Source organism: Arthrobacter sp. ZGTC412, from assembly GCF_002929215.1.
GTDB lineage: Bacteria > Actinomycetota > Actinomycetes > Actinomycetales > Micrococcaceae > Arthrobacter.
The window spans coordinates 283,896-303,500 of record NZ_PJII01000001.1 but is presented as its reverse complement, the minus strand read 5'-3'; the positions used below and the strand labels follow the sequence as shown (position 1 = coordinate 303,500).

At 64.8% G+C, this 19,605-nt stretch carries 17 protein-coding genes and 2 tRNA genes; 11 read left to right on the top strand and 8 right to left on the bottom strand.

All coding sequences use genetic code 11. From position 1 onward, the window contains the following. Positions 1 to 17: 17 nt before the first annotated feature. The 3 genes from CXQ88_RS01380 (at position 18) to CXQ88_RS01370 (ending at position 1,452) form a co-directional block, all read left to right on the top strand. Positions 18 to 91, top strand: a tRNA-Met gene (locus CXQ88_RS01380). Between the two features lie 212 nt (positions 92 to 303). Beyond that, positions 304 to 377: transfer RNA gene (locus CXQ88_RS01375), tRNA-Met, on the top strand. A 142-nt stretch (positions 378 to 519) separates the two neighbouring features. Beyond that, positions 520 to 1,452 (top strand): cytochrome b/b6 domain-containing protein, encoded by a 933-nt coding sequence (locus CXQ88_RS01370; RefSeq protein WP_104042372.1) that lies wholly within the window; start codon positions 520 to 522, stop codon positions 1,450 to 1,452. Positions 1,453 to 1,485: 33 nt separating this feature from the next. On the opposite strand, the gene CXQ88_RS01365 is transcribed toward CXQ88_RS01370, so the two are convergent. From CXQ88_RS01365 to CXQ88_RS01355, 3 genes are all read right to left on the bottom strand, one after another. Continuing rightward, positions 1,486 to 2,916 carry a cryptochrome/photolyase family protein gene (locus CXQ88_RS01365; protein ID WP_104042371.1) on the bottom strand — a complete coding sequence of 477 codons (1,431 nt, stop codon included), beginning with the start codon at positions 2,914 to 2,916 and terminating at the stop codon, positions 1,486 to 1,488. An 89-nt stretch (positions 2,917 to 3,005) separates the two neighbouring features. Then, positions 3,006 to 3,803 (bottom strand): PspA/IM30 family protein, encoded by a 798-nt coding sequence (locus CXQ88_RS01360; protein WP_104042370.1) that lies wholly within the window; start codon positions 3,801 to 3,803, stop codon positions 3,006 to 3,008. Positions 3,804 to 3,913: 110 nt separating this feature from the next. Continuing rightward, the gene (locus CXQ88_RS01355; RefSeq protein ID WP_104042369.1) at positions 3,914 to 5,950 is read right to left on the bottom strand and encodes a TPM domain-containing protein; all 2,037 of its coding nucleotides are present in this window, start codon (positions 5,948 to 5,950) and stop codon (positions 3,914 to 3,916) included. 286 nt (positions 5,951 to 6,236) lie between these two features. Here CXQ88_RS01355 and CXQ88_RS01350 point away from each other — a divergent pair, with 286 nt between their 5' ends. The 4 genes from CXQ88_RS01350 to CXQ88_RS01335 all read left to right on the top strand — a co-directional run bounded on the left by CXQ88_RS01350 (position 6,237) and on the right by CXQ88_RS01335 (position 10,748). Beyond that, the gene (locus CXQ88_RS01350; RefSeq protein WP_104042368.1) at positions 6,237 to 7,925 is read left to right on the top strand and encodes a trypsin-like peptidase domain-containing protein; all 1,689 of its coding nucleotides are present in this window, start codon (positions 6,237 to 6,239) and stop codon (positions 7,923 to 7,925) included. Positions 7,926 to 8,196: 271 nt separating this feature from the next. Beyond that, positions 8,197 to 8,997 carry an electron transfer flavoprotein subunit beta/FixA family protein gene (locus CXQ88_RS01345; protein ID WP_104042714.1) on the top strand — a complete coding sequence of 267 codons (801 nt, stop codon included), beginning with the start codon at positions 8,197 to 8,199 and terminating at the stop codon, positions 8,995 to 8,997. 14 nt (positions 8,998 to 9,011) lie between these two features. Continuing rightward, positions 9,012 to 9,965: an electron transfer flavoprotein subunit alpha/FixB family protein gene (locus CXQ88_RS01340; RefSeq protein ID WP_104042367.1), complete on the top strand. Its 954-nt coding sequence runs from the start codon at positions 9,012 to 9,014 to the stop codon at positions 9,963 to 9,965. Positions 9,966 to 9,968: 3 nt separating this feature from the next. Beyond that, positions 9,969 to 10,748: a PIG-L deacetylase family protein gene (locus tag CXQ88_RS01335; protein WP_104042366.1), complete on the top strand. Its 780-nt coding sequence runs from the start codon at positions 9,969 to 9,971 to the stop codon at positions 10,746 to 10,748. A gap of 89 nt (positions 10,749 to 10,837) precedes the next feature. Here the strand turns inward: CXQ88_RS01335 and CXQ88_RS01330 are convergent, their stop codons facing one another. The 4 genes from CXQ88_RS01330 to CXQ88_RS01315 all read right to left on the bottom strand — a co-directional run bounded on the left by CXQ88_RS01330 (position 10,838) and on the right by CXQ88_RS01315 (position 13,989). Next, positions 10,838 to 11,698: an anti-sigma factor gene (locus tag CXQ88_RS01330; protein WP_104042713.1), complete on the bottom strand. Its 861-nt coding sequence runs from the start codon at positions 11,696 to 11,698 to the stop codon at positions 10,838 to 10,840. Between the two features lie 9 nt (positions 11,699 to 11,707). Then, positions 11,708 to 12,316, bottom strand: a complete 609-nt coding sequence (gene sigK / locus CXQ88_RS01325; RefSeq protein ID WP_104042365.1) for an ECF RNA polymerase sigma factor SigK — start codon at positions 12,314 to 12,316, stop codon at positions 11,708 to 11,710. Positions 12,317 to 12,554: 238 nt separating this feature from the next. Next, a complete protein-coding gene (locus CXQ88_RS01320; protein ID WP_104042364.1) occupies positions 12,555 to 13,022 on the bottom strand; it encodes a tRNA (cytidine(34)-2'-O)-methyltransferase in 468 nt (155 codons plus the stop codon). 22 nt (positions 13,023 to 13,044) lie between these two features. Further along, positions 13,045 to 13,989: a J domain-containing protein gene (locus CXQ88_RS01315; protein ID WP_104042363.1), complete on the bottom strand. Its 945-nt coding sequence runs from the start codon at positions 13,987 to 13,989 to the stop codon at positions 13,045 to 13,047. Positions 13,990 to 14,178: 189 nt separating this feature from the next. Here CXQ88_RS01315 and CXQ88_RS01310 point away from each other — a divergent pair, with 189 nt between their 5' ends. Then, a complete protein-coding gene (locus CXQ88_RS01310; protein ID WP_104042362.1) occupies positions 14,179 to 14,877 on the top strand; it encodes a hypothetical protein in 699 nt (232 codons plus the stop codon). Here CXQ88_RS01310 and CXQ88_RS21700 read toward each other — a convergent pair. Then, a complete protein-coding gene (locus CXQ88_RS21700; protein ID WP_181037377.1) occupies positions 14,874 to 15,032 on the bottom strand; it encodes a hypothetical protein in 159 nt (52 codons plus the stop codon). The genes CXQ88_RS01310 and CXQ88_RS21700 overlap by 4 nt on opposite strands. A 166-nt stretch (positions 15,033 to 15,198) precedes the next feature. On the opposite strand from CXQ88_RS21700, the gene CXQ88_RS01305 reads away from it, so the two are divergent. The 3 genes from CXQ88_RS01305 (at position 15,199) to CXQ88_RS01295 (ending at position 19,600) form a co-directional block, all read left to right on the top strand. Beyond that, positions 15,199 to 16,428 carry a cysteine desulfurase family protein gene (locus CXQ88_RS01305; RefSeq protein WP_104042361.1) on the top strand — a complete coding sequence of 410 codons (1,230 nt, stop codon included), beginning with the start codon at positions 15,199 to 15,201 and terminating at the stop codon, positions 16,426 to 16,428. 153 nt (positions 16,429 to 16,581) lie between these two features. After that, positions 16,582 to 17,721 (top strand): tRNA 2-thiouridine(34) synthase MnmA, encoded by a 1,140-nt coding sequence (gene mnmA / locus CXQ88_RS01300; RefSeq protein WP_104042360.1) that lies wholly within the window; start codon positions 16,582 to 16,584, stop codon positions 17,719 to 17,721. A gap of 247 nt (positions 17,722 to 17,968) precedes the next feature. Further along, entirely contained in the window at positions 17,969 to 19,600 is a 1,632-nt protein-coding gene (locus CXQ88_RS01295) for an ABC transporter substrate-binding protein (RefSeq protein ID WP_104042359.1), read from the top strand. The last annotated feature ends 5 nt before the right edge of the window (positions 19,601 to 19,605 follow it).

The following is a 19,605-nucleotide window of genomic DNA, read 5'->3' as shown; positions in this document are numbered from 1 at the left end:
TAAAGTAGTTCTTGCGACGCGGGGTGGAGCAGTTCGGTAGCTCGCTGGGCTCATAACCCAGAGGTCACAGGTTCAAATCCTGTCCCCGCAACTGACGGAAGTCCCGGACACTGGAAACAGTGTCCGGGACTTTTTGGTTTAAGCCTCCACCTCGAGGCGTTGGGGTTGGGGGATTAGTGGCTGGCCCGCCCTCTTGCCGAGGGGCTGGGCGGTGGGAAGGACGTTTGGGGATAACCTGGAATCCGGCCTGAAATGGGCCGTGTAAAAACCTTCCGCCGAAGTAGGGTAATGTTGTTTCAGCGACGCGGGGTGGAGCAGTTCGGTAGCTCGCTGGGCTCATAACCCAGAGGTCACAGGTTCAAATCCTGTCCCCGCAACTATGAGAAGGCCCCGACCGGCAGACAAGCCGGGCGGGGCCTTCTTTTTTCCTTGAATGCCGGTAGTTCCTAGTATTCTCTTTCGCAGAGCCTCACAGATTGTGAGCACTTCGCCAGTCATTCTCGAGAGGAATGTTGCTCGATGTCCACACCCACGAAAAAGCCCGGCACTGCCGCGGGCAAGCGGTCCCGACTCTACTGGGGTGTCCCCGCGGTCCTCGCGGTGCTGGTCCTCGTGGTGTTGATGGCCAAGTGGCTGATGGGCCTGCCCGCCGTCGCTTCCTTCGTGGCCGACTATCCCGGCCATTCGGAGCTGCCGGCGGAAGCCCCGGTAGGATTCCCCGCCTGGCTTGCGTGGCAGCATTTCCTGAACGCTTTCTTCCTGCTGCTGATCATCCGCACCGGGTGGCAGGTCAGGACCACCACGCGGCCCAGCGGCCATTGGACCCGCAACAACAAGGGATTTATCAAGACCAAGAACCCGCCCACCAAGATCAGCCTTGAGCTGTGGTTCCACCTCGCGCTGGACGCCCTGTGGATCCTCAACGGCCTGGTGTTCGCGGTGCTGCTGTTCGCCACGGGACAATGGATGCGGATCGTTCCCACCAGCTGGGACGTTTTCCCGAACGCTCTCTCGGCCGCCCTTCAGTACGCCTCCCTGAACTGGCCCACCGAGAACGGCTGGGTGAACTACAACGCCCTTCAGCTGCTTTCCTACTTCGTCACGGTGTTCATCGCGGCGCCACTGGCCTTCGTCACGGGCCTGCGCATGTCCTCGGCGTGGCCGAAGAAGGCAGCCGGTCTCAACAAGGCTTACCCCATCGAATGGGCGCGGGCCGTCCACTTCCCGGTGATGATCTACTTTGTTGCCTTCATCGTGGTGCACGTTTTCCTGGTGCTCGCCACAGGAGCCCTGCGCAACCTCAACCACATGTACGGCGTGCGGGACGACGACGGCTGGTTCGGGTTTTGGGTATTCCTCGCTTCGGTAGCGGTGATGGCAGCGGCCTGGTTCCTTGCCCGCCCCATCTTCCTGCGCCCCGTTGCGTCCCTGATGGGCAAGGTCAGCCGGTAGTCCCCGGCTGCCGACAGCACCCGCTGAAGGCTGTTAGTCCTTGAGTCTGCTGTACGTCTCCAGAGCCCTCCCGCGGGACTCAGGCAGCCCAACCAGCGGCTCCGGGTACCCTGGCACCTCCCCGGCTTTCCAGGGCTCATGGATGGCTTTGCCGTCAAGGCCGGCAAGTTCGGGGATGAACTGGCGCAGGTAACGGCCGGCTGGGTCGAATTTCTTGCTTTGCGTCACGGGGTTGAAGATGCGGAAGTAGGGGGACGCATCAGCTCCGGAGCCGGCCACCCACTGCCAGTTGGCGGGGTTGCTGGCCGCGTCCGCGTCAACGAGGGTGTCCCAGAACCACTGCTCACCCACACGCCAGTCCGCCAGGAGATTCTTCACCAGGAAGGAAGCAGCAGCCATCCGCACGCGGTTGTGCATCCAGCCTGTCTGCCACAACTGCCGCATTCCGGCGTCAACAAGGGGATAGCCGGTGCGGCCCTGTTGCCACGCGGTCAGCTCGCCCGTGCTGAGCGACTGCCACTCAAAGCGGTCAAACTCCGGGCGGTAGTTGCGGGTGGCCAGTTCCGGGTTGGTGTGCAGGAGGTGCCAGCAGAACTCCCGCCAGCCGAGCTCGGAACGGAAGATCCCGACGTCGGTCGGTACCTGGCGCGGGAACCGCTGCCGGATTTCCCGCCACACCCTGAACGGGCTGACCTCACCGAAGCGCAGGTGCGGGGACAGGCGGCTGGTTCCTTCGACCGCCGGCACGTTGCGGCCCGTCCCGTAGTCCTCCGCCGGTCCGTCCAGGAAGTCTTCCAGGCGGCGCCGGGCTCCGACCTCTCCAGGTTCCCAGGTCTTGGCAAGGCCGCCGCTCCAGTCGGGGGAGTGCGGCAGGAGGTTCCAACTGTCCAGCTCCTCGCCCGGAGGAAGTGCCCCTCCTTTGCCTGTGGCAGGGGCAGGAAGCTGATCCGGTGCTTCATGCGGCTCGCGGACATCGCCTTTGGCAAGGCAGGCCCGCCAAAAAGGGGTGAAGACTTTGTAGGGTCCGCCGGCGCCGGTACGAACGGTCCAGGGCTCGAACAGGAGGTTTGCCTGGTAGCTGGAGGCGTGGACGCCGTTCTTGTCCGCCCACGTCTTCACAGCGGCATCCACGGTGCGCTCCGGCAGTCCGTATCGCCGATTCCAGAAGACGTGTGTGGCAGCCGTCTCGAACGCCAATTCCTGGATGACAGCTGCCGCCGGCCCACGGCGAAGGAGGAGGCGCGAGCCTTTGTCCTCCAAGGATGCGGCCAGCGCCGCCAGCGAATGGTGCAGCCACCACCGGGTTGCTCCACCGAGCGGCCGAATTTGCGTTGACTCCTCGTCCAATATGAAGACGACGGTCATGGGCAGGCCCAGCGCTGCCGCTTCGGTCAGTGCAGGGTTATCGTCCAGGCGAAGATCGTCGCGCAGCCAGACAATGGAAGTTGCATCGGAAGAAGCCATGCCACCACGCTACACACAAGGGCAAAAGTAAGGCCGGGGCGGGAGCCCCGGCCTTACTTGCTGTTAGGGGACAGGCGTCCCGCTAACTGTCAGAGCTTGTCGAAATCAGCTTCATTCACCGTGGACTCGGAGGCTGCTGAGCCGCCGGCACCCGCGCCGATTGCCGGCTTTGCCGTTCCGCCGGATTTCAGGGCAGCAAGGCGTGCCTCAATTTCAACCTGTTCTCCGAGGTCCTCAAGCTGGTTGAACTGGGCATCCAGGCTGGACTCGGTAAGTTCCTGCTGCCCGCGGACCTTGGCCTCTTCGCGGCGGATCTTCTCTTCGAACCGTCCCACTTCGCTGGTGGGATCCATGAAGTCAATGCTCTTGATGGCATCATGTACCTGCGACTGCGCCGCTGCGGTCTTGGAACGGGCAACCAGTTCGTTGCGCTTGCTGGTCAGCTCGTTGAGCTTGCCCTTCATCTGGTCCAGGCCGGTCTTCAGCTTGGCCACGACTTCGCGCTGGGAAGCGATGCTGGGCTCTGCGCCCTTAGCCTCATTTTCAGACGACATCTGCCGCTGGAGTGCCACCTTGGCAAGGTTGTCGAACTTCTCCGCGTCAGTCGGATTGCCGCTGGCGCGGTATTCGTCAGCCTTGCGGGAGGCGGCAAGGGCCTTGTTGCCCCAGTCGCGGGAGTTCTTGACGTCCTCGTTGTAGTCGTCCTCAAGCATGCGGAGGTTGCCGATGGTCTGCGCCACAGCCGACTCCGCCTCAGCAATGTTGTTGGTGTAGTCCCGGACCATCTGGTCCAGCATCTTCTGTGGATCCTCAGCGTTGTCCAGCAGAGTGTTGATGTTCGCCTTTGCCAGCTGTGCGATACGGCCGAAAATGGACTGTTTAACCATGGTGTTACCTTTCGTCCTGCTCTTTGTTGAGCACTGAAATCCGTGAACAGTTGGATGCATCTATCCGTCGGACGGTGAAACTTTTTCGGGCGATGCCGCGCGGAAACCTGCTAGAAGCTTCCGGAGTCGCCGCCGCCGAAGTCCCCGCCGCCAAAGTCGCCGCCGCCGAAATCACCGCCGCCGTCACCGTGGCCGCCGCCCCAGCCGCCGCCACCGCCTCCGTTGAGAATGGAGTTGATGAGGATGCCGCCGAGAATGGCGCCACCGAGTCCGCCGCCTCCTCCGCCGCCGCCGAACATGCCGCCGCGGCCGTAGCCCTGGTTGGCGTAGCCGTCAAAGTGGTCAACATCGGCCTGCGCCAGCTGGGCTGCCTGGGCAGCCAGGGCGTGGGCCTGTTGAGCGTATGTCAGGGCGGTTACGGGATCGGTGCGTGCGATGGACAGCGCGTAGTCCAGGTTCCGCTGCGACTCCGCGAGCCGGGTGCGGGCCTCTGTTCCCACGCCGCCGCGTCGGGCGGTGATGTAGTCGGAGGTGGCGCTGATCTGGGCTTGGGCAGACATGATGGTCTGCTGCAGTGATGCCTGGGCGCGCCGGGCTTGTTCCTGCTGGTCCCTGACGCCGCTGAGCGCCTGGTCGAGCGACTGGTGGGCGGTCTCTACCCGTTGCAGGGTTGCGATGGGGTCGATTTTTCCGCCCTTGATTTCCGCCTTGACCTGGGCCAGTGCAGCTTCCACTGCGGCCACAGGGCCTGCCAGCTCCGAATGCGTGCCGGACTGGATCATCGCCCTTGCCTGGGCGAGGTCCTGCGACGTGTCCACTACTGCGGCTTCGAGGCCGCTGCGGGCCTCGTCCAGGCTCGACGAGCGCTTGGAGATCGCATCGAGGAGTACGTTCGTCTGGTGCAGGCTCTCTTCCGCCGCACGGACAGCTACGGCGGCGAGGCTTCCTTCGCCCTCACCGAGTTTCTGCTCCGCGGTGGCGGAAGCGTTCTGAACGAAAGCCAGCCGTTCCTTCGCCTGCAGGATGTTGTCCGAAACCTGTGCCAGCGCACTCTCGGCATACTTGCCGCGAAGTGCAGTGAGGGACTGCTCGGCATTGGCGATTTTTGCGTCTGCCTCGCGGGCTCCGGTATTGACGGCTGCCAGTGCGCGCGGGGCGTTCTTTTCCAGTTCGCGGAGGGAATCGAAGTCCGCCTTCTGCTCCTGCAGCGACGTCAGCGCGGCTTCCGAGCGGCGGATGATTTCGCCCAGCCACGCGCGCTGCTGCTCTTCGGTGTCCGGGATGTGGTCGTCGAGCTGCTGCTGCAGTTTGAATGATTCCGTCATGTGGCCCTTGGCTTCATCGAGTGCCTTGGTGAAGTTGCCGACGGCGGAATCTCCATACTGCGCTTGGGCGAACATCAGTTCCTGCTCACTGGACTTGATCGCGTCGTCCGCCTCGATGAGGAGGGAGCCACTCTTGCGGCGCAGCTCTTCGACGGTGTGTGAGGCCAGCGGATCGACTTCGGCACCCTGCGGACCGTAGCTCGCGCTGGACGCCTGATCAGCAGCCTTTTTGCGCTTGTTGCGGAAGTACAGGTAGGCCCCGGCACCACCGGCAGCCACAACACCAGCTCCTACCAGGACGGCTGCGCCGGCACCGTCGCCCGAGGGGACGTTGCCACTGCCGCCACCAGCCGCATCGCCGACTGCCGCGGCGGTGTCGATGGCTGCCTGGGCGAAATCGCGCTTGCCGCCAGCCAAATTCGCAACAATAGCGTTCTGGCTGATGTTGCTGGTCTTGGAAGAGATGGGGCTTGCCGAATTGGGGGAGAAGTAGTACTTGCCGTCGTCGGACATCGCGAGAATGACGTCTGCCCGTCCCATGCCCTTGGTTGAGGCCACGGCTTGGGACCAAGCTTTAGGATCAGTGGGATCTTCGAAGGTATCCACAGTGACGACGTACAGGTTGTACTTGTGGTCCTTCAGAAGCTTCTGAACTGCTTCCTGGACCTCGCCCGTACGACCGCCGAAAACTTTGGCGTTGTCAACGATGTTCGTTCCGGACGGAATAGTGACCGGCGGCTCTGCCCAGGCCGCGCCGGCAGGCACCGCCAGCAGGCCGGTAAGGCCGATCACGGCGAGAATACGTTTGAACTTTGACCGCATGTGCAACCCTTCAGCACGCCTGACACCGATTCGGGACGAACCGGTCGTCTCAGAATGCAGCAGCGCCCCCACGCATGTGTGTAGCCGCAGGTCGCTGTGGCAATCATCTTGATTCTATGGTGCACCCCACAGGCAGTCCATCGAGCCGAATATGCCACCAGCGAAACGGCCCAGGAAATGCGGAATCGGGCGCCGCGAAAGTCTCCAGCAAGCTCTCAGCAAACATCCGAGCTTGTTACAGGCAGGGAGTCCATAGTTAATTCAGACGAGGATGAAAGGAAGCCCCATGACTGAGAACCAAAACCCCGGCGCCTCTCCCGAGAGCCGCGGCCCGGGCCGGCAGGATCCCTGGCAGCAGCCCTCCGCCCATGCCGGGAACAATGCCGGGGAGGTTCGGGATGCGGATGACACGGCAGCCTCAAGCCCCGCGGCGACCGCCGCCAACCCCGAGCCCGGTGCGAGCCAGTACCCCACCGAACGGCTGGATCAGCCGCAGTCGGGGGAGAACCCCACCCAGCAACTTCCCGGAACGCGCCCGGCTTACCCGCAGCGCCAACCGTATCCCCAGCGCCAGCCCTTCTACGGGCAGTCCGCGTCCGATCAGAACGACTCCGGCCAGCCCGCACACAGCAGCCAGCCCACCCACCATGAACCCCATGGGCCCCAGCCCCAGTATGGCTATTACGGGCAGGGCCAGCATAATGCCCAGCACACAGGCCCCGGCGGTTATGCAGGCATGGCACCAAACCCAAAGGACGCCCCGCGCAGGAAGGCTTCGTTCGGCGTCGGTACCCTGGTGGCCAGCATCCTCGCGGCCGGCCTCGTGGGCGGCGGAGTAGCGACTGTTGGTGCCGGTGAGTTCTTTGACAACTCCGGCTCTGCGGCCGCCACCAGCAGCAACAGCCAGCCCGGGACCGTCATCGTAAATAACCAGGACGATGTGAACGCCATAACGGCGGCAGCCGTGAAGGCCTCACCCAGTGTGGTGACCATCAGCGCTTCAAGCGGTGGCGCCGGCGGTACAGGTTCGGGCATCGTCCTGAACGACCAGGGCCACATCCTCACCAACACCCACGTGGTTACGCTGGATGGCCAGACGGCAAATGCTGCACTCGAAGTCCGGACCAGCGATGGCAGGGTGCTCACCGCCAAACTTGTTGGCACCGACCCGTTGTCAGACCTTGCTGTCATCAAGGTCGATAACGCCTCGGGCCTTACGCCTGCCACCCTGGGCGACTCGGGAAAACTCAACGTGGGGGACACCGCCATAGCCATCGGCTCGCCGCTGGGCCTGACGGGAACGGTGACTGACGGAATTGTTTCAACGCTCAACAGGACCATCAGCGTGGCCTCGGCCGCGGCCCCTGAAGAGGGGGACAACGCAGAGGGCGACGATGAGGGCGGGTTCCAGTTCGCGCCTCCGGGCGGCGGCCAGAGCCAGCCGAGTACGGCCCAGAACGAAATCTCCATCAACGTGATCCAGACCGATGCTGCCATCAACCCCGGCAACTCGGGCGGTGCCCTGGTGAACAGCAGCGGCGAGATCATCGGCGTCAACGTGGCCATCGCCTCGGCCGGATCCGACTCGCTGTCCTCCTCAAGCGGCAATATCGGTGTGGGCTTCAGCATCCCCATCAACCACGCGAAGCGCGTTGCTGAGGAGATCATCGACACCGGAAAGGCGTCACACGGGCAGCTGGGCGTCAGCGTCAAGAAAAAGTCTTCGTCGAACAACTCTTCCGGGTTCTCGGTTGGGGCGGAGGTTGCCACCCTTGAGCCCGATTCGGCTGCTGCGAAGGCCGGAATCAAGGTGGGCGACGTCATCACCAAGTTCAATGACCTCGCCATCGGTGAACCGGAGCAGCTGACGGCGGCAGTCCGGGAGCAGCCCGCCGGTTCCAAGGTCAAGATCACCGTCCTGCGGGGCGGTGCGGAACAAACCTTCGACGTTACGCTCGGCGCCGCGGCCAGCTAGCAGCCTCCACCACGGCAAGGCGCAGGAGGTCAGAGAACGTTCGACGGCGGTGTCCCCAACTTCGGCGGGGACGCCGCCGTCGGCATATGCAACACCAGCACAAACCTGACGACGCAAGCGGCTGACACAGGCGTTAACGGAAGTCCGCGCGCGGGTGCGCCTATATGGTTAGCTAGGAGCTACCCGTATGCCGGGCATTCCGCGGCCATGACCCTACCCGGCTGGCTGTCCACAAGCATGGAAGGCTGCTGTCGATACAGTGGAAAAGACATTGAAGATCATCGTCCTGGTCAAGCATGTACCGGACGCCCAGTTCGACCGTCACCTCAACGGGGAGGGCTACACGACGGACCGTGACGAAAGCATCCTGTCCGAACTGGACGAGTATGCGCTGGAGGCCGCGCTGCAGCTGGCCGAGGCGCGTGGCGGCAGCAAGGCGGGCAACCAGGTCATCGCCCTGAGCATGGGTCCGGCCGGTGCGGTCAACTCCGTCAAGAAGTCCCTTCAGATGGGCGCCACTGAGGGCGTGCATTTGACCGATGCGGCCTTGGCAGGATCCGACGCAGCAGCCACCTCGCTGGCGCTTTCGGCAGCTGTCCGGTACCTGAACCAGGATGCACCGGTGGACCTGATCCTCACCGGCATGGCCTCCACCGACGGCGAGACCTCCCTGGTGCCTGCGCAGCTGGCCGAACGCCTTGGTCTTCCCCAGGTAACGTTCGCCTCGTCCCTGCAGGTGGACGGCGGACGGCTCGTGGCGCGGCGCGACGCGGACACAAGCTCAGAGACCGTAGAGGCAGCCCTCCCGGCGCTGGTCTCCGTGACAGACCAGATCAACGAGCCGCGGTACCCCAACTTCAAGGGCATCATTGCCGCCAAGCGCAAGACCATCACCACCCTGTCCCTCGCTGACATCGGAGTGGATCCTGCCCAGGTGGGCCACGCCGGCTCTTGGACCGCGGTGACCAACGCCGAGGAGCGGCCGCCGCGCACCGCCGGGACCATCATCACCGACGAAGGCGACGCCGGCATCAAGCTGGTTGACTTCCTGGCCGCCCAGAAGCTGCTCTAAGAGGGAACACCGACATGGCAAAAGTACTTGTTTTTATTGACAACCCCGGCAACGCGCTCAAGAAGAGCAGCCTCGAGCTGCTGACCCTGGCACGCTCCCTTGGGGAAAGCGTCGTTGCCCTCAACGGGGAACTGCACAACGAGGTAACAGCGACCTTCGGCGAGTACGGCGTCAGCGCCGTTCTCCGCCCCTCGGTGCAGGACCTGAACGACTACCTGGTCGCACCCAAGGCCGCCTACCTTGCGGCCGCAGCGCAAGGCGCCGGAGCCACCATCGTGCTGCTGGACAATTCCCCGGAGGGCAAGGAAGTTGCCGCCCGCCTGGGAATCCGCCTCAACGCCGGCGTTATTACCGACGTCATCGGGGTGGATTCTGACGGAACGGCCCACAAGTCCGTCCTCGCCGGTTCCTACAACACTGCCTGCAAAGCCACCACGCCCGTGTCCGTGCTGACCCTCAAGGCCAACAACGTGACTCCGGAGCCGGCTGCAGCACCCAGCGCGCCGGAGGTCGTCACGGTTGACGTTCCCGTGGGGAGCACCGATGCTGCCGCCCGGATCACCGCGCGCGAGCAAAAGGTGGCCAGCGGCCGCCCGGACCTGACCGACGCCCGCATCGTGGTGGCCGGCGGACGGGGCCTCGACGGCGACTTCGGACCCGTGGAAGAACTCGCAGACGCACTGGGAGCCGCTGTGGGAGCCTCACGTGCAGCAACCGACGCCGGCTGGATCAGCCACGACGCGCAGGTAGGGCAGACCGGCAAAACCGTTTCGCCGCAGCTGTACATCTCGGCCGGCATCTCCGGTGCCATCCAGCAGAAAGCCGGCATGCAGACGGCAAAGGTGATCGTCGCAATAAACAAGGACGCCGAATCACCGGTGTTCGAGATCGCGGACTTCGGCATCGTCGGAGACCTCTTCGACGTCCTCCCGCAGGCCACGGCAGAGATCAAGAAGCGAAAAGGCTGATTATTGGCTGCCTTCGCTGCGCAGGCAGAAAGCCCGTTCAACCCGGCCACGGACCGGATTGGGCGGGTGCTCTGTTTTGCCGCCCACCCGGACGATATCGACTTCGGTGCTGCCGGTACCATCGCGGCCTGGACTGCGGCGGGTGTCCGGGTCAGCTACTGCATCATGACCGACGGCGACGCCGGCGGCTTTGATCCGGCGCACCGGGCGGACATCATTGCCAGGCGGGACGCTGAACAGCGCAAAGCCGCCGCTTTGGTAGGGGTTTCGGACATCCATTACCTCCACCAGCGCGACGGTTACCTCGAACCCTCGCACGAGGTGATGAAGGGAGTGGTGCGCCTCATTCGCGAACTGCGTCCCGACGTCGTGCTGGCCATGCATCCGGAACGGAACTGGCGCCGCATCCAGAAGAGCCACCCGGACCATCTTGCGGTGGGGGAGGCTGTGACCCGTGCTGTCTACCCTGCGGTGGAGAATCCGTTCGCCTACCCGGAACTGGCCGAGGCCGGGCTGGAGGCGTACAAGCTACCGTGGCTTTGGCTGTACGCCGGGCCGGACGAACGGGAAAACCACTTCGTCGATGTCACCGGGCACCTCAAGGCGAAGCTCGAAGCCATCCATGTCCATGTCAGCCAACACCCGGATGTCGAGGCCATGGAAGCAGCAGTTCGCAAGGGCATGCACACCAATGCTGCACGGGCCGGGCTTCCGGCCGGGCACAGCGCCGAAGCGTTCCATGTAGTGGCGGTCAACGGGCCCGGAACCATCGCCGGTTTCTAGGCAGCCGGCCTCTCGAACTCGCAAAGGCGCCCTGTGGCTTTCCTTCCGGAAGGCCGCAGGGCGCCTTTTTGATGCTCTGTTGGCCAGTGCTACGCGTTCAACGGAGCGGCAGCGACGGTGGGCAGGGTGGGGGACTCGGAGCCGCCAACGGGCTCCACGGTGATCCCGAGTGCTGCGGCGGAGGAGATGCCCTCCACTACTGCGGGCTTGGACAGCGCCTCCGCGTCCATCAGCCCCTGCGAGACGGGCGCTGAACCGTCCTTGGGAATGAGCCACATCTGATAAACCTTGCCCTCGGGCGGCGCAGGAACGTCTTTCATCCTGACCACCACGGCGTCCTTGGACGACGAAATCTGGACGGTGGCAGTACCGCCGCCGGCCACATCTACCGAGGCTTCCCGGAGGTCTCCTGCCCGGACCACCTGGTTCAGGGGGTCGTTCTGGTCCGCGAAGTAGGAACCGACGCCGACCCCGCCCAGCGCTATCGCTGCGGCCGCTGCGATCCCGGCGAGCCAGCGGCGGGCGCCGGCCGGACGCCGTCGTTCTTCCCGGCGCTGCCGCGCTTTGGCGAGCTCGTCACTGGAATCTGCGGCGGCAGCGGTGGGAGAGCCGGCGGAAGGAGCGGGCACGCCCAGATCCCGGCGCGCGTCCTGAGCTAACGATTGGGCTGGCAACTGGGCGACGATCCGGTTGAAAAGGTCAGCCGGCGGTTCTTCCTCCACCTTGAAGGTGCGCGTGAGCGTTTCCCTCGATTGGCGGACACGTTCGTAGAAGGAGTCCCGCTCCGCTGCCGGTGCCGCTGAAATGTACTGATCAATGGCGCGGCGTTCCTCATCCGTCACTGCATCCAGTGCGTACAGCTCAGCCAAGTCAACGGCACGGCCCGAAGCGAGGTCAGCGGAGACGGTGTCGCCAAAGGCACCCGGGCGGCCGCTGCGTCCACAATTCATTTCGGTCATTCAACTCACCCCCAGACAGGTCTTCAAGCGGATCAGTCCGTCGCGGATGCGGGACTTTATGGTGGGAACTGCCGCGTTCAGGCGTTCTGCGACTTCGCGGTAGGTCAGGCCGCCGTAGTAGGCCAGGCGGACGGATTCCTGTTGCGTCTCGGTCAGCGTGCCAAGACACCGGACCACGGCCTCTGCTTCGAGCCTGCTGCCCACTTCATCCGAAACACTGTCGTGGTCGATGTCCTGGGTGCTGGCACCGTAACGGGCTTCACGGTCGGTGGCAGACTGTGCCGACCGGACCTTGTCCACTGCACGCCGGTGCGAGATGGTCATGAGCCAGGAGAGCGGGCTGCCGGCGGCCCTGTCGAACTTTGCCGCGTTTTGCCAGACCTGCAGGAATACCTCCTGCGTGGTGTCCTCGCTGAGCTCGGCGTCGATAAGGACCCTGCGCGCCATGCCGTAGACGCGTCGGGACGTCAGCTGGTAAAACTCCGCGAAGGCTGCCCGGTCGCCCTGGGCTATCTGTTCCAGCAGCGCGGCAAGGCGGTGGCTGACGTCGGCCGGCGTGTCTGTCACCGTGGCCGGAGCCTCGGAATGAGGCGCGTTGGGAGTTTCCATTACTACCAAGCATAAGTCTCCAGGGGGTGGATCCTCAGCAGTCCCACCGGGGAAGCGGTGGATTGTCCTGGAATCTGCCCGGAGAAGTGTCACCTGCCGCTCCTTGATCGCTGTGGATTGTTCTCAGGAGTGATTCGGCACGGCAGCGGGGGTGGATGGGCCGGGCCCTAAAGTTTTGCCCGGTTTGTTTCAGGGCCGCAGCGAAATGTGCCACCGCCGAATCCGAAGTCCGCGGGCGTCAGATCCGCGCGCCGGCGAAACCCTGCTGGCGCCATGCTTCGTAGACGGCGATGGAGGCGGCGTTGGCCAGGTTAAGTGAGCGCAGTGCGGGCAGCATGGGCAGCCGTACGGTGGACGTGACGTGCGGATCCGTTTTCAGCTCCGGCGGCAGGCCCACGGATTCCCGGCCGAACATCAGGACGTCGCCTGGCTGGTAGGCAATGTCCGTGTAGCTGGCACTTCCGTCAGAGGTGAACGCATACACGCGTTCCGGCTGGAGATGCTCCCAGGCCTCTGCCATGCTTCCGTGCACGGTGACGACCGCGAGGTCGTGGTAGTCAAGGCCCGCCCGGCGGAGTTTCGCATCCGAAAAGTCGAAGCCCAAGGGCTCCACCAGATGCAGCTCGGCGCCGGTAATGGCTGCCAGGCGGATGGCGTTGCCGGTATTGCCGGGGATTTCGGGGGCGTGGAAGAGGATGCGGAACACCGTTCCATCCTAGTCAACGCGGTCAGTGCATGCCGCGCAGCAACCTGGCCAGGACCGGCACGTTGACGGTGTTGGGCGCCGGGCCGGACGCGAGGAACTCCTTCAGGCCCCGGACCATTCCCGCTGCGTTGACTATCCTGACGGTCTCCAGCGCACCGGCCGAGCGGCGATGCTGGTCAATAACCGGCTCGTGCAGATTCCCGCCCGGGCTATGCACCACGGTCCAGCCGGTGACGTTCAATTCCGGAAAAATGTCCTGCATCGCCCGTACTACATGTGCCAGCTGTGGCGGGGCCACGGAGCGCCCGCCGTGGTTGAGGGTCCTGCCGTCCCAGGCATACGCGCCCTTGGGCAAAAGCATGGAGCCGATCAGCGCGAGCCGGTAGCCGGAGAGCACGGCGTGGTCGATGTGGCTGTTGTCCGCAGGTGACTGGAGGCCATTGATGAGCCGCGCGGCCGGGATCGCGGGCAGCACCTGGCGGGTCAAGAGCTGGACTGTGCGCATCTCGCGCTGGATCCGCGCTTCGGCCCCGAAGATCCCGCGCTTCCGCGGCATGCCGTGGACCTGCTGGCTGGCTTCTGCCAGGGGGATCAGGGGGACCACGCCGTCGGCCGCGGGATCATAGGGCGGGACGTAGACGGGAGGGTCCCCGGCAGTGTTGCGGCTGCCGCCGGTCCTGTGGACGGTGGCCGAAGCCCTGCTGCCCGCAGGCGGCGCATCAAAATGCGGCTCCGAATCCGCTCTCTCTCCGGCGGTGCCCGCCGCGTAGGAGCGGTCGTAGGCTTTCCTGCGTTGTGGATCGATGAGCGTTTCGTAGGCGCTGGTCACCCGGCGGAAAGCGGCGGCGTCTCCGCCGTGGTCCGGGTGGGCGGTGCGGGCGGCGCGCCGATAGGCCACCTTGATTTCCTTCTCGGTGGCGGTGACTGCCACGCGAAGCACCTGGTAGTGGGAGCTGCTCTCGGTCAAGCACTCATCCTTCTGTTGGTATGGCCAGTCCGCGGGGGCAGCCCTGTGGGCCCAGCTTATCGGCCTTTGCCCTGTCAACGATCGCGCCGGCGTTCAGGGTTCCCGGGCCCGGGTTGTCGGGTGCCGCGGCGTTTAGACTCGTGGAGGATGCCGGCCGCGGGGGCCGGGCAGCGAACGTATTGGGGGGACATGGGAGAGCCGACGACGGCGGGACGGGCCCGCAGGGTCCGGCCGGGAACTGTGCCGCTGATGGCTGCCGTGCTCGCGGCCGCGGTTACCGGCGGCTGCAGCGTTGGCGTTCCCGACCCCGCGGCGCCGCAACCCGTGGAAAGCGCTCCAGCCCTTGCCACACCCACCATCACTCCGGGCCATGACGCGGAGGCAGTGGCGGCGCAGGACTTGCCCTTCGCCTCCGGCGGCGTCCTTGCCCGCGGAGTGCCGGTGGGAATGTCGGACGGTCTGAAGGACGCGCCCGGCTGGAACATGGTGAAGGACGATGTTGCCGGCGAGAGCCAGTACCTCAAGGACGATGGTTGCCTGGTGGCCGCCAAGGTCCGGACCAACCAGTCGGTGCTGGCCCGCCGTGATGACCGCGAGTCCACTGTGGCACTTTTTCAGTACCTGGATCCGACCATCCTGCCGGACTACCTGAAGGCCGGTACGCTGCGGTGGGGAGGAGGCGAATCCTCCCCAGGCCGGACGGTCGAGGTGTTGGTTTTGGAACAGGCGGCGGGGGCCGGAGGCAGGGTTACAGCGGTGCTGGCCAGGCTCTTTGGCACCGCGGAATCGTCGGTCTACGTTTCCGTGTCGTGTCCGGATGCAGCGTCCCTGGCCGCGGCCCGCGCTGACGTGGGCAGGTTCTTGCCGGTGCTGCCGCCTTCGGCCTAACCCGGCGAGGGCTTGGCCGTCCCGCCGGAAAGCCGGTTGAGGGCCAGGGGCGCCGGCCAGCAGTCCAAAGTCACGCAGTGCCACGTCAGCAGCAGGTTGATGATGATTCCGGCCAGAAGGGAAGCCCGTCGCCGAATCCTTGCCTGCGGAGTCATTTCGGAAGGGCTGCTCCCAGGCTGGGGCCGCGGAGACCCTGGAGGACTTCCTAATCCAGGCGGGCTGCCGCCCGGAGCCGGACGGCGACGGCGGTTTCCTCCTGCCGAACTGCCCGGCCCCTGCTGCGCCCGGGAGCCAGGAGGGCAGGGCGGCTAGAATTACAGGGTGCCCGTTTACCTCGACCATGCAGCCACTACGCCTCTTTCTCCCGAAGCACTGGCTGCCCTGACGCGTGAACTTGCCCGGACCGGAAACCCGTCCTCCCTCCATGGCTCCGGCCGCAGGGCCCGCCGCGCCGTGGAAGATGCGCGGGAAGCCCTCGCCGCAGCGGCAGGCGCCCATCCTTCCGAGGTGATTTTCACGTCCGGCGGCACCGAAGCGGATAACCTTGCGGTCAAGGGCCTGTACTGGTCCCGGGTGGGGGAGAATCCGGCACGGCGGCGCGTCCTGTGCTCCGCCGTCGAACACCACGCAGTGATGGACACCGTGGAGTGGCTGGAACGGCACGAAGGCGCGGCGGTCACCTGGCTTCCGGTGGACGCGGACGGGGCGGTGGATCTTGCCTTCCTGGAAGCTGAGCTTTCCCGTGACCCGGACAGTATCGCCCTGGTGACCGTGATGTGGGCCAACAACGAGGTGGGTACCATCCAGCCCATCGCGCGCGTCGTGGAACTGGCGCACGCCGCGGGTGTTCCCGTCCACTCCGACGCGGTCCAGGCTTTCGGATCGCTGCCCGTCGATTTTAAGGCGTCCGGCCTGGACGCCATGTCCGTCTCCGGGCACAAGATCGGTGGACCGGTAGGAGTCGGCGCGCTGCTGCTGGGACGGTCCGTGAAACTCACCCCGGTCCAGCACGGCGGAGGCCAGGAGCGCGACGTCCGCTCCGGCACCCTGGACACCGCCTCGATCGCAGCCTTCGCCGCAGCCGCCGAGACTGCTAGTGCGAACCTCGGCCCGGAATCCGCACGGATTGCAGCCCTTCGTGACCGCCTGATCGACGGTGTCCGGGATCGGGTGCCCGAAGCAGTCCTGCGCGGCGCAGCCGGGGATGGCCGCCTCCCGGGCAACGCCCACTTCACCTTCCCCGGCTGCGAAGGGGACTCCCTGCTGTTCCTCCTGGACCTGGCAGGTGTGGAATCGTCCACCGGGTCGGCCTGCACCGCCGGTGTGCCGCGCCCCTCCCACGTACTGCTCGCCATGGGACTGGACGAGGAAACGGCGCGCGGGGCCCAACGCTTCACCCTGGGGCATTCCTCGAAGGATGAGGATGTCGAGGCGCTGCTGGCCGCTCTTCCCGATGCCTACTCGCGGGCGCGGCAGGCAGGAATGGCCGGCCACGAGTCCTCTATCCAGACCGCCGGTACCGTGGCCCGCCAGGGTTTGGGCAGCCGCTGACAGTGCCTCCGCTGCAGGCCGTAGAATAGATGGGCGAAGATCGTTTCCGGGAGCACGCCTGCCTCCTTTGCAGCACCGGCAGTCAGCACCCCCAGTCAGCATCCGCAGCCAGCACCGGCCGGTAGCCGGAAACACCCCCAACAGAAAGCCAGTATGCGAGTTCTAGCAGCCATGAGCGGCGGAGTTGACTCCGCCGTCGCCGCCGCCCGCGCCGTCGAGGCGGGACACGACGTCGTCGGGGTTCACCTGGCGCTCTCCCGCATGCCCGGAACGCTGCGCACCGGAAGCCGGGGCTGCTGCACCATTGAGGACTCGCGTGACGCGTGGCGCGCCTGCGACGTCCTGGGTATTCCCTACTACGTGTGGGACTTTTCCGAACGCTTCAAAGAGGACGTCGTCCAGGACTTCATCGATGAGTACGCTGCCGGCCGCACGCCCAACCCGTGCATGCGATGCAATGAGCGGATCAAGTTCGCCGCTCTGCTGGAAAAGGCGATAGCCCTGGGCTTCGACGCCGTCTGCACCGGCCACTACGCGAAGGTGATCGAGGACGCAGACGGTAACCGCGAACTCCACCGCGCCGCCGACTGGGCCAAGGACCAGAGCTACGTCCTGGGTGTCCTGACCCACGAGCAGCTAAAGCACTCCATGTTCCCGCTGGCTGAAACGCCTTCCAAGGCTGAAGTGCGTGCAGAGGCTGAACGCCGCGGCCTGTCGGTGGCCAACAAGCCCGACAGCCACGACATCTGCTTCATCCCCGACGGTGACACCGCCGGCTGGCTGGCGGAAAAAATCGACATGTCCACCGGCGACATCGTGGACGAAACGGGAACCAAGGTGGGGGAGCACCCTGGTGCCAACGCCTTCACCGTGGGCCAGCGCCGCGGCCTCAAACTCGGTACGCCCGCAGCCGACGGCAAGCCGCGGTTCGTCCTTGAGATCCGGCCCAAGGAAAACAAGGTGGTGGTGGGTCCCGAGGCCCTGCTGGCCATCGACGAGATCCGGGGAATCAAGGTGTCCTGGGCAGGACTGCCCATCGCTGAGGTGGAGACGGGCGCCGGGTTCGACTGCTACGCCCAGGTCCGCGCTCACGGGGATCCTGTCCCCGCGACAGCGCACATGGAACTTCCCGAAGAAGGCGCCGGTGCTTCCGGCGGGCAGCTGGTGGTCACACTGACAAGCCCCTTGCGCGGCGTTGCGCCCGGGCAAACCGTTGTCCTCTATCAGGGCAGCAGGGTATTGGGCCAGGCAACCATCGACGCCGCCCGCTCCTTTCAGCGCGCCGAGCTCTAGGCCCGCAAACCTAAACGCCGCCCCGGTTCCGCCGGGGCGGCGTTCTTCGATGTGCGCCGGTAAATGCGCCGGTAAATGAGAGCCCCGCATCATTCAGGTAAATTTTGTGTCTCAACTCACTAAATGGGCCCGTCCGGGGCTTGACTCTCTGATTGAATCTAGCCATCAGCACAGCGCGCTCCCGCCTCAGCAGAGGCACCCTACAGGGGTCGGCGGGGCGCGTATTCATCGAACAGAAAGTTCACAGATGACGAAGAGCAACAAGGCACTGCACGGCGTGATCGCGCTGGCAGGTATTTCCGCACTGGCACTGACTGCCTGCACGGGCCCCTCAGGCGGCAGCGGAACCTCAACCGGCGAAGCCGGCGGCGGTGCCATCACCTACGGAACCACTGACAAAGTTGTCACGCTGGATCCCGCCGGTTCGTATGACGGCGGTTCGTTTATGGTGATGAACCAGATCTATCCCTTCCTGCTTAACTACAAACCCGGTACCGCCGACGCCAGCCCCGATATCGCTGAGTCGGCCTCCTTCACCAGCCCCACCGAGTACACGGTGAAACTGAAGCCAAACCTGAAGTTCGCCAACGGCAACACCCTTGACTCCTCGGACGTCGTCTTCTCGTTCAACCGCGTAAAGTCCATCAACGATCCCAACGGCCCCGCTTCGCTCCTCTCAAACATGGAGAAGATCGAGGCGACGGACGCCAACACGGTGGTATTCACCCTCGCCGCCGGCAACGACCAGGTCTTCCCGGGCGTCCTTGCCTCAAACCCGGGACCGATTGTGGACGAGGAAGTCTTCCCGGCGGACAAGATTATGGACGACGACGCCATCATCGCCGCGAAGCCGTTCGCAGGCCAGTACACGATTGAAAGCTACAAGAAGAACGAACTGGTCAGCTTCAAGCCCAACCCGGACTACCAGGGGCTCCTGGGCGCGGCAGCCAACGACGGCGCCACGCTCAAGCACTACGCGGACCCGAACAACCTGAAACTCGATGTCCAGCAGGGCAACATCGACGTCGCCGGCCGCATCCTCACGGCCACGGACGTCTCGGACCTGGAGAAGGATTCCAAGGTCAAGGTCCACAAGGGTCCGGGCGGTGAGCTCCGCTACATCGTGTTCAACTTTGACACCATGCCCTTCGGCGCCAAGACACCCGGGGCTGATGCCGCCAAGTCCTTGGCCGTCAGGCAGGCCGTCGCCCACCTCGTTGACCGCGACGTCATTGCCTCCCAGGTCTTCAAGAACACCTACACTCCCGTCTACTCCTATGTCCCCAAGGAATTCGAAGGAGCCACGGAACCGCTGAAGAGCCTTTACGGTGACGGAAGCGGCAAGCCCAGCCTGGAGAAGGCCAAGAAGGTCCTCGCGGACGCCGGCATCACCTCGGTGGTTGACCTCAAGCTGCAGTACACGGACCGGTACGGCACCTCCGCCGCAGATGAGTACGCCCTCGTGAAGGAACAGCTTGAGAAGTCGGGCCTTTTCACTGTGGACCTCAAGTCCACCGAGTGGACCACCTACACCAAGGAACGCCGGGCGGACGCCTACCCGGCCTACCAGCTTGGCTGGTTCCCTGACTACTCGGACGCGGACAACTATCTGACCCCGTTCTTCATTCCCGGCAACTTCCTCGGCAACCACTACGAGAGCAAAGCCGTGACGGACATCGTCAAGAAGCAGCTGGTGACCACGGACAAGGCGGAGCGGAGTGAACTGCTGGGCCAGGCCCAGGAGGCGATTGCCAAGGACCTATCCACGCTGCCGCTGCTGCAGGGTGCCCAGGTGATGGTGGCTGGAACGGATGTCCAGGGAGTCGAAAAGACCCTGGACGCGTCGTTCAAGACCCGTCTTGGCGTGATGTCCAAGTAGGACCA

Bases quoted from the DNA above. Each gene is read 5' to 3' on its own strand.
- CXQ88_RS01295 (WP_104042359.1), top strand. From the start codon at position 17,969: ATGACGAAGAGCAACAAGGCACTGCACGGCGTGATCGCGCTGGCAGGT.
- CXQ88_RS01330 (WP_104042713.1), bottom strand. From the start codon at position 11,698: ATGAATTGTGGACGCAGCGGCCGCCCGGGTGCCTTTGGCGACACCGTC.
- sigK (WP_104042365.1), bottom strand. From the start codon at position 12,316: ATGGAAACTCCCAACGCGCCTCATTCCGAGGCTCCGGCCACGGTGACA.
- CXQ88_RS01360 (WP_104042370.1), bottom strand. From the start codon at position 3,803: ATGGTTAAACAGTCCATTTTCGGCCGTATCGCACAGCTGGCAAAGGCG.
- CXQ88_RS01340 (WP_104042367.1), top strand. From the start codon at position 9,012: ATGGCAAAAGTACTTGTTTTTATTGACAACCCCGGCAACGCGCTCAAG.
- CXQ88_RS01310 (WP_104042362.1), top strand. From the start codon at position 14,179: ATGGGAGAGCCGACGACGGCGGGACGGGCCCGCAGGGTCCGGCCGGGA.
- CXQ88_RS21700 (WP_181037377.1), bottom strand. From the start codon at position 15,032: ATGACTCCGCAGGCAAGGATTCGGCGACGGGCTTCCCTTCTGGCCGGA.
- CXQ88_RS01350 (WP_104042368.1), top strand. From the start codon at position 6,237: ATGACTGAGAACCAAAACCCCGGCGCCTCTCCCGAGAGCCGCGGCCCG.
- CXQ88_RS01370 (WP_104042372.1), top strand. From the start codon at position 520: ATGTCCACACCCACGAAAAAGCCCGGCACTGCCGCGGGCAAGCGGTCC.
- CXQ88_RS01365 (WP_104042371.1), bottom strand. From the start codon at position 2,916: ATGGCTTCTTCCGATGCAACTTCCATTGTCTGGCTGCGCGACGATCTT.
- mnmA (WP_104042360.1), top strand. From the start codon at position 16,582: ATGCGAGTTCTAGCAGCCATGAGCGGCGGAGTTGACTCCGCCGTCGCC.
- CXQ88_RS01355 (WP_104042369.1), bottom strand. From the start codon at position 5,950: ATGCGGTCAAAGTTCAAACGTATTCTCGCCGTGATCGGCCTTACCGGC.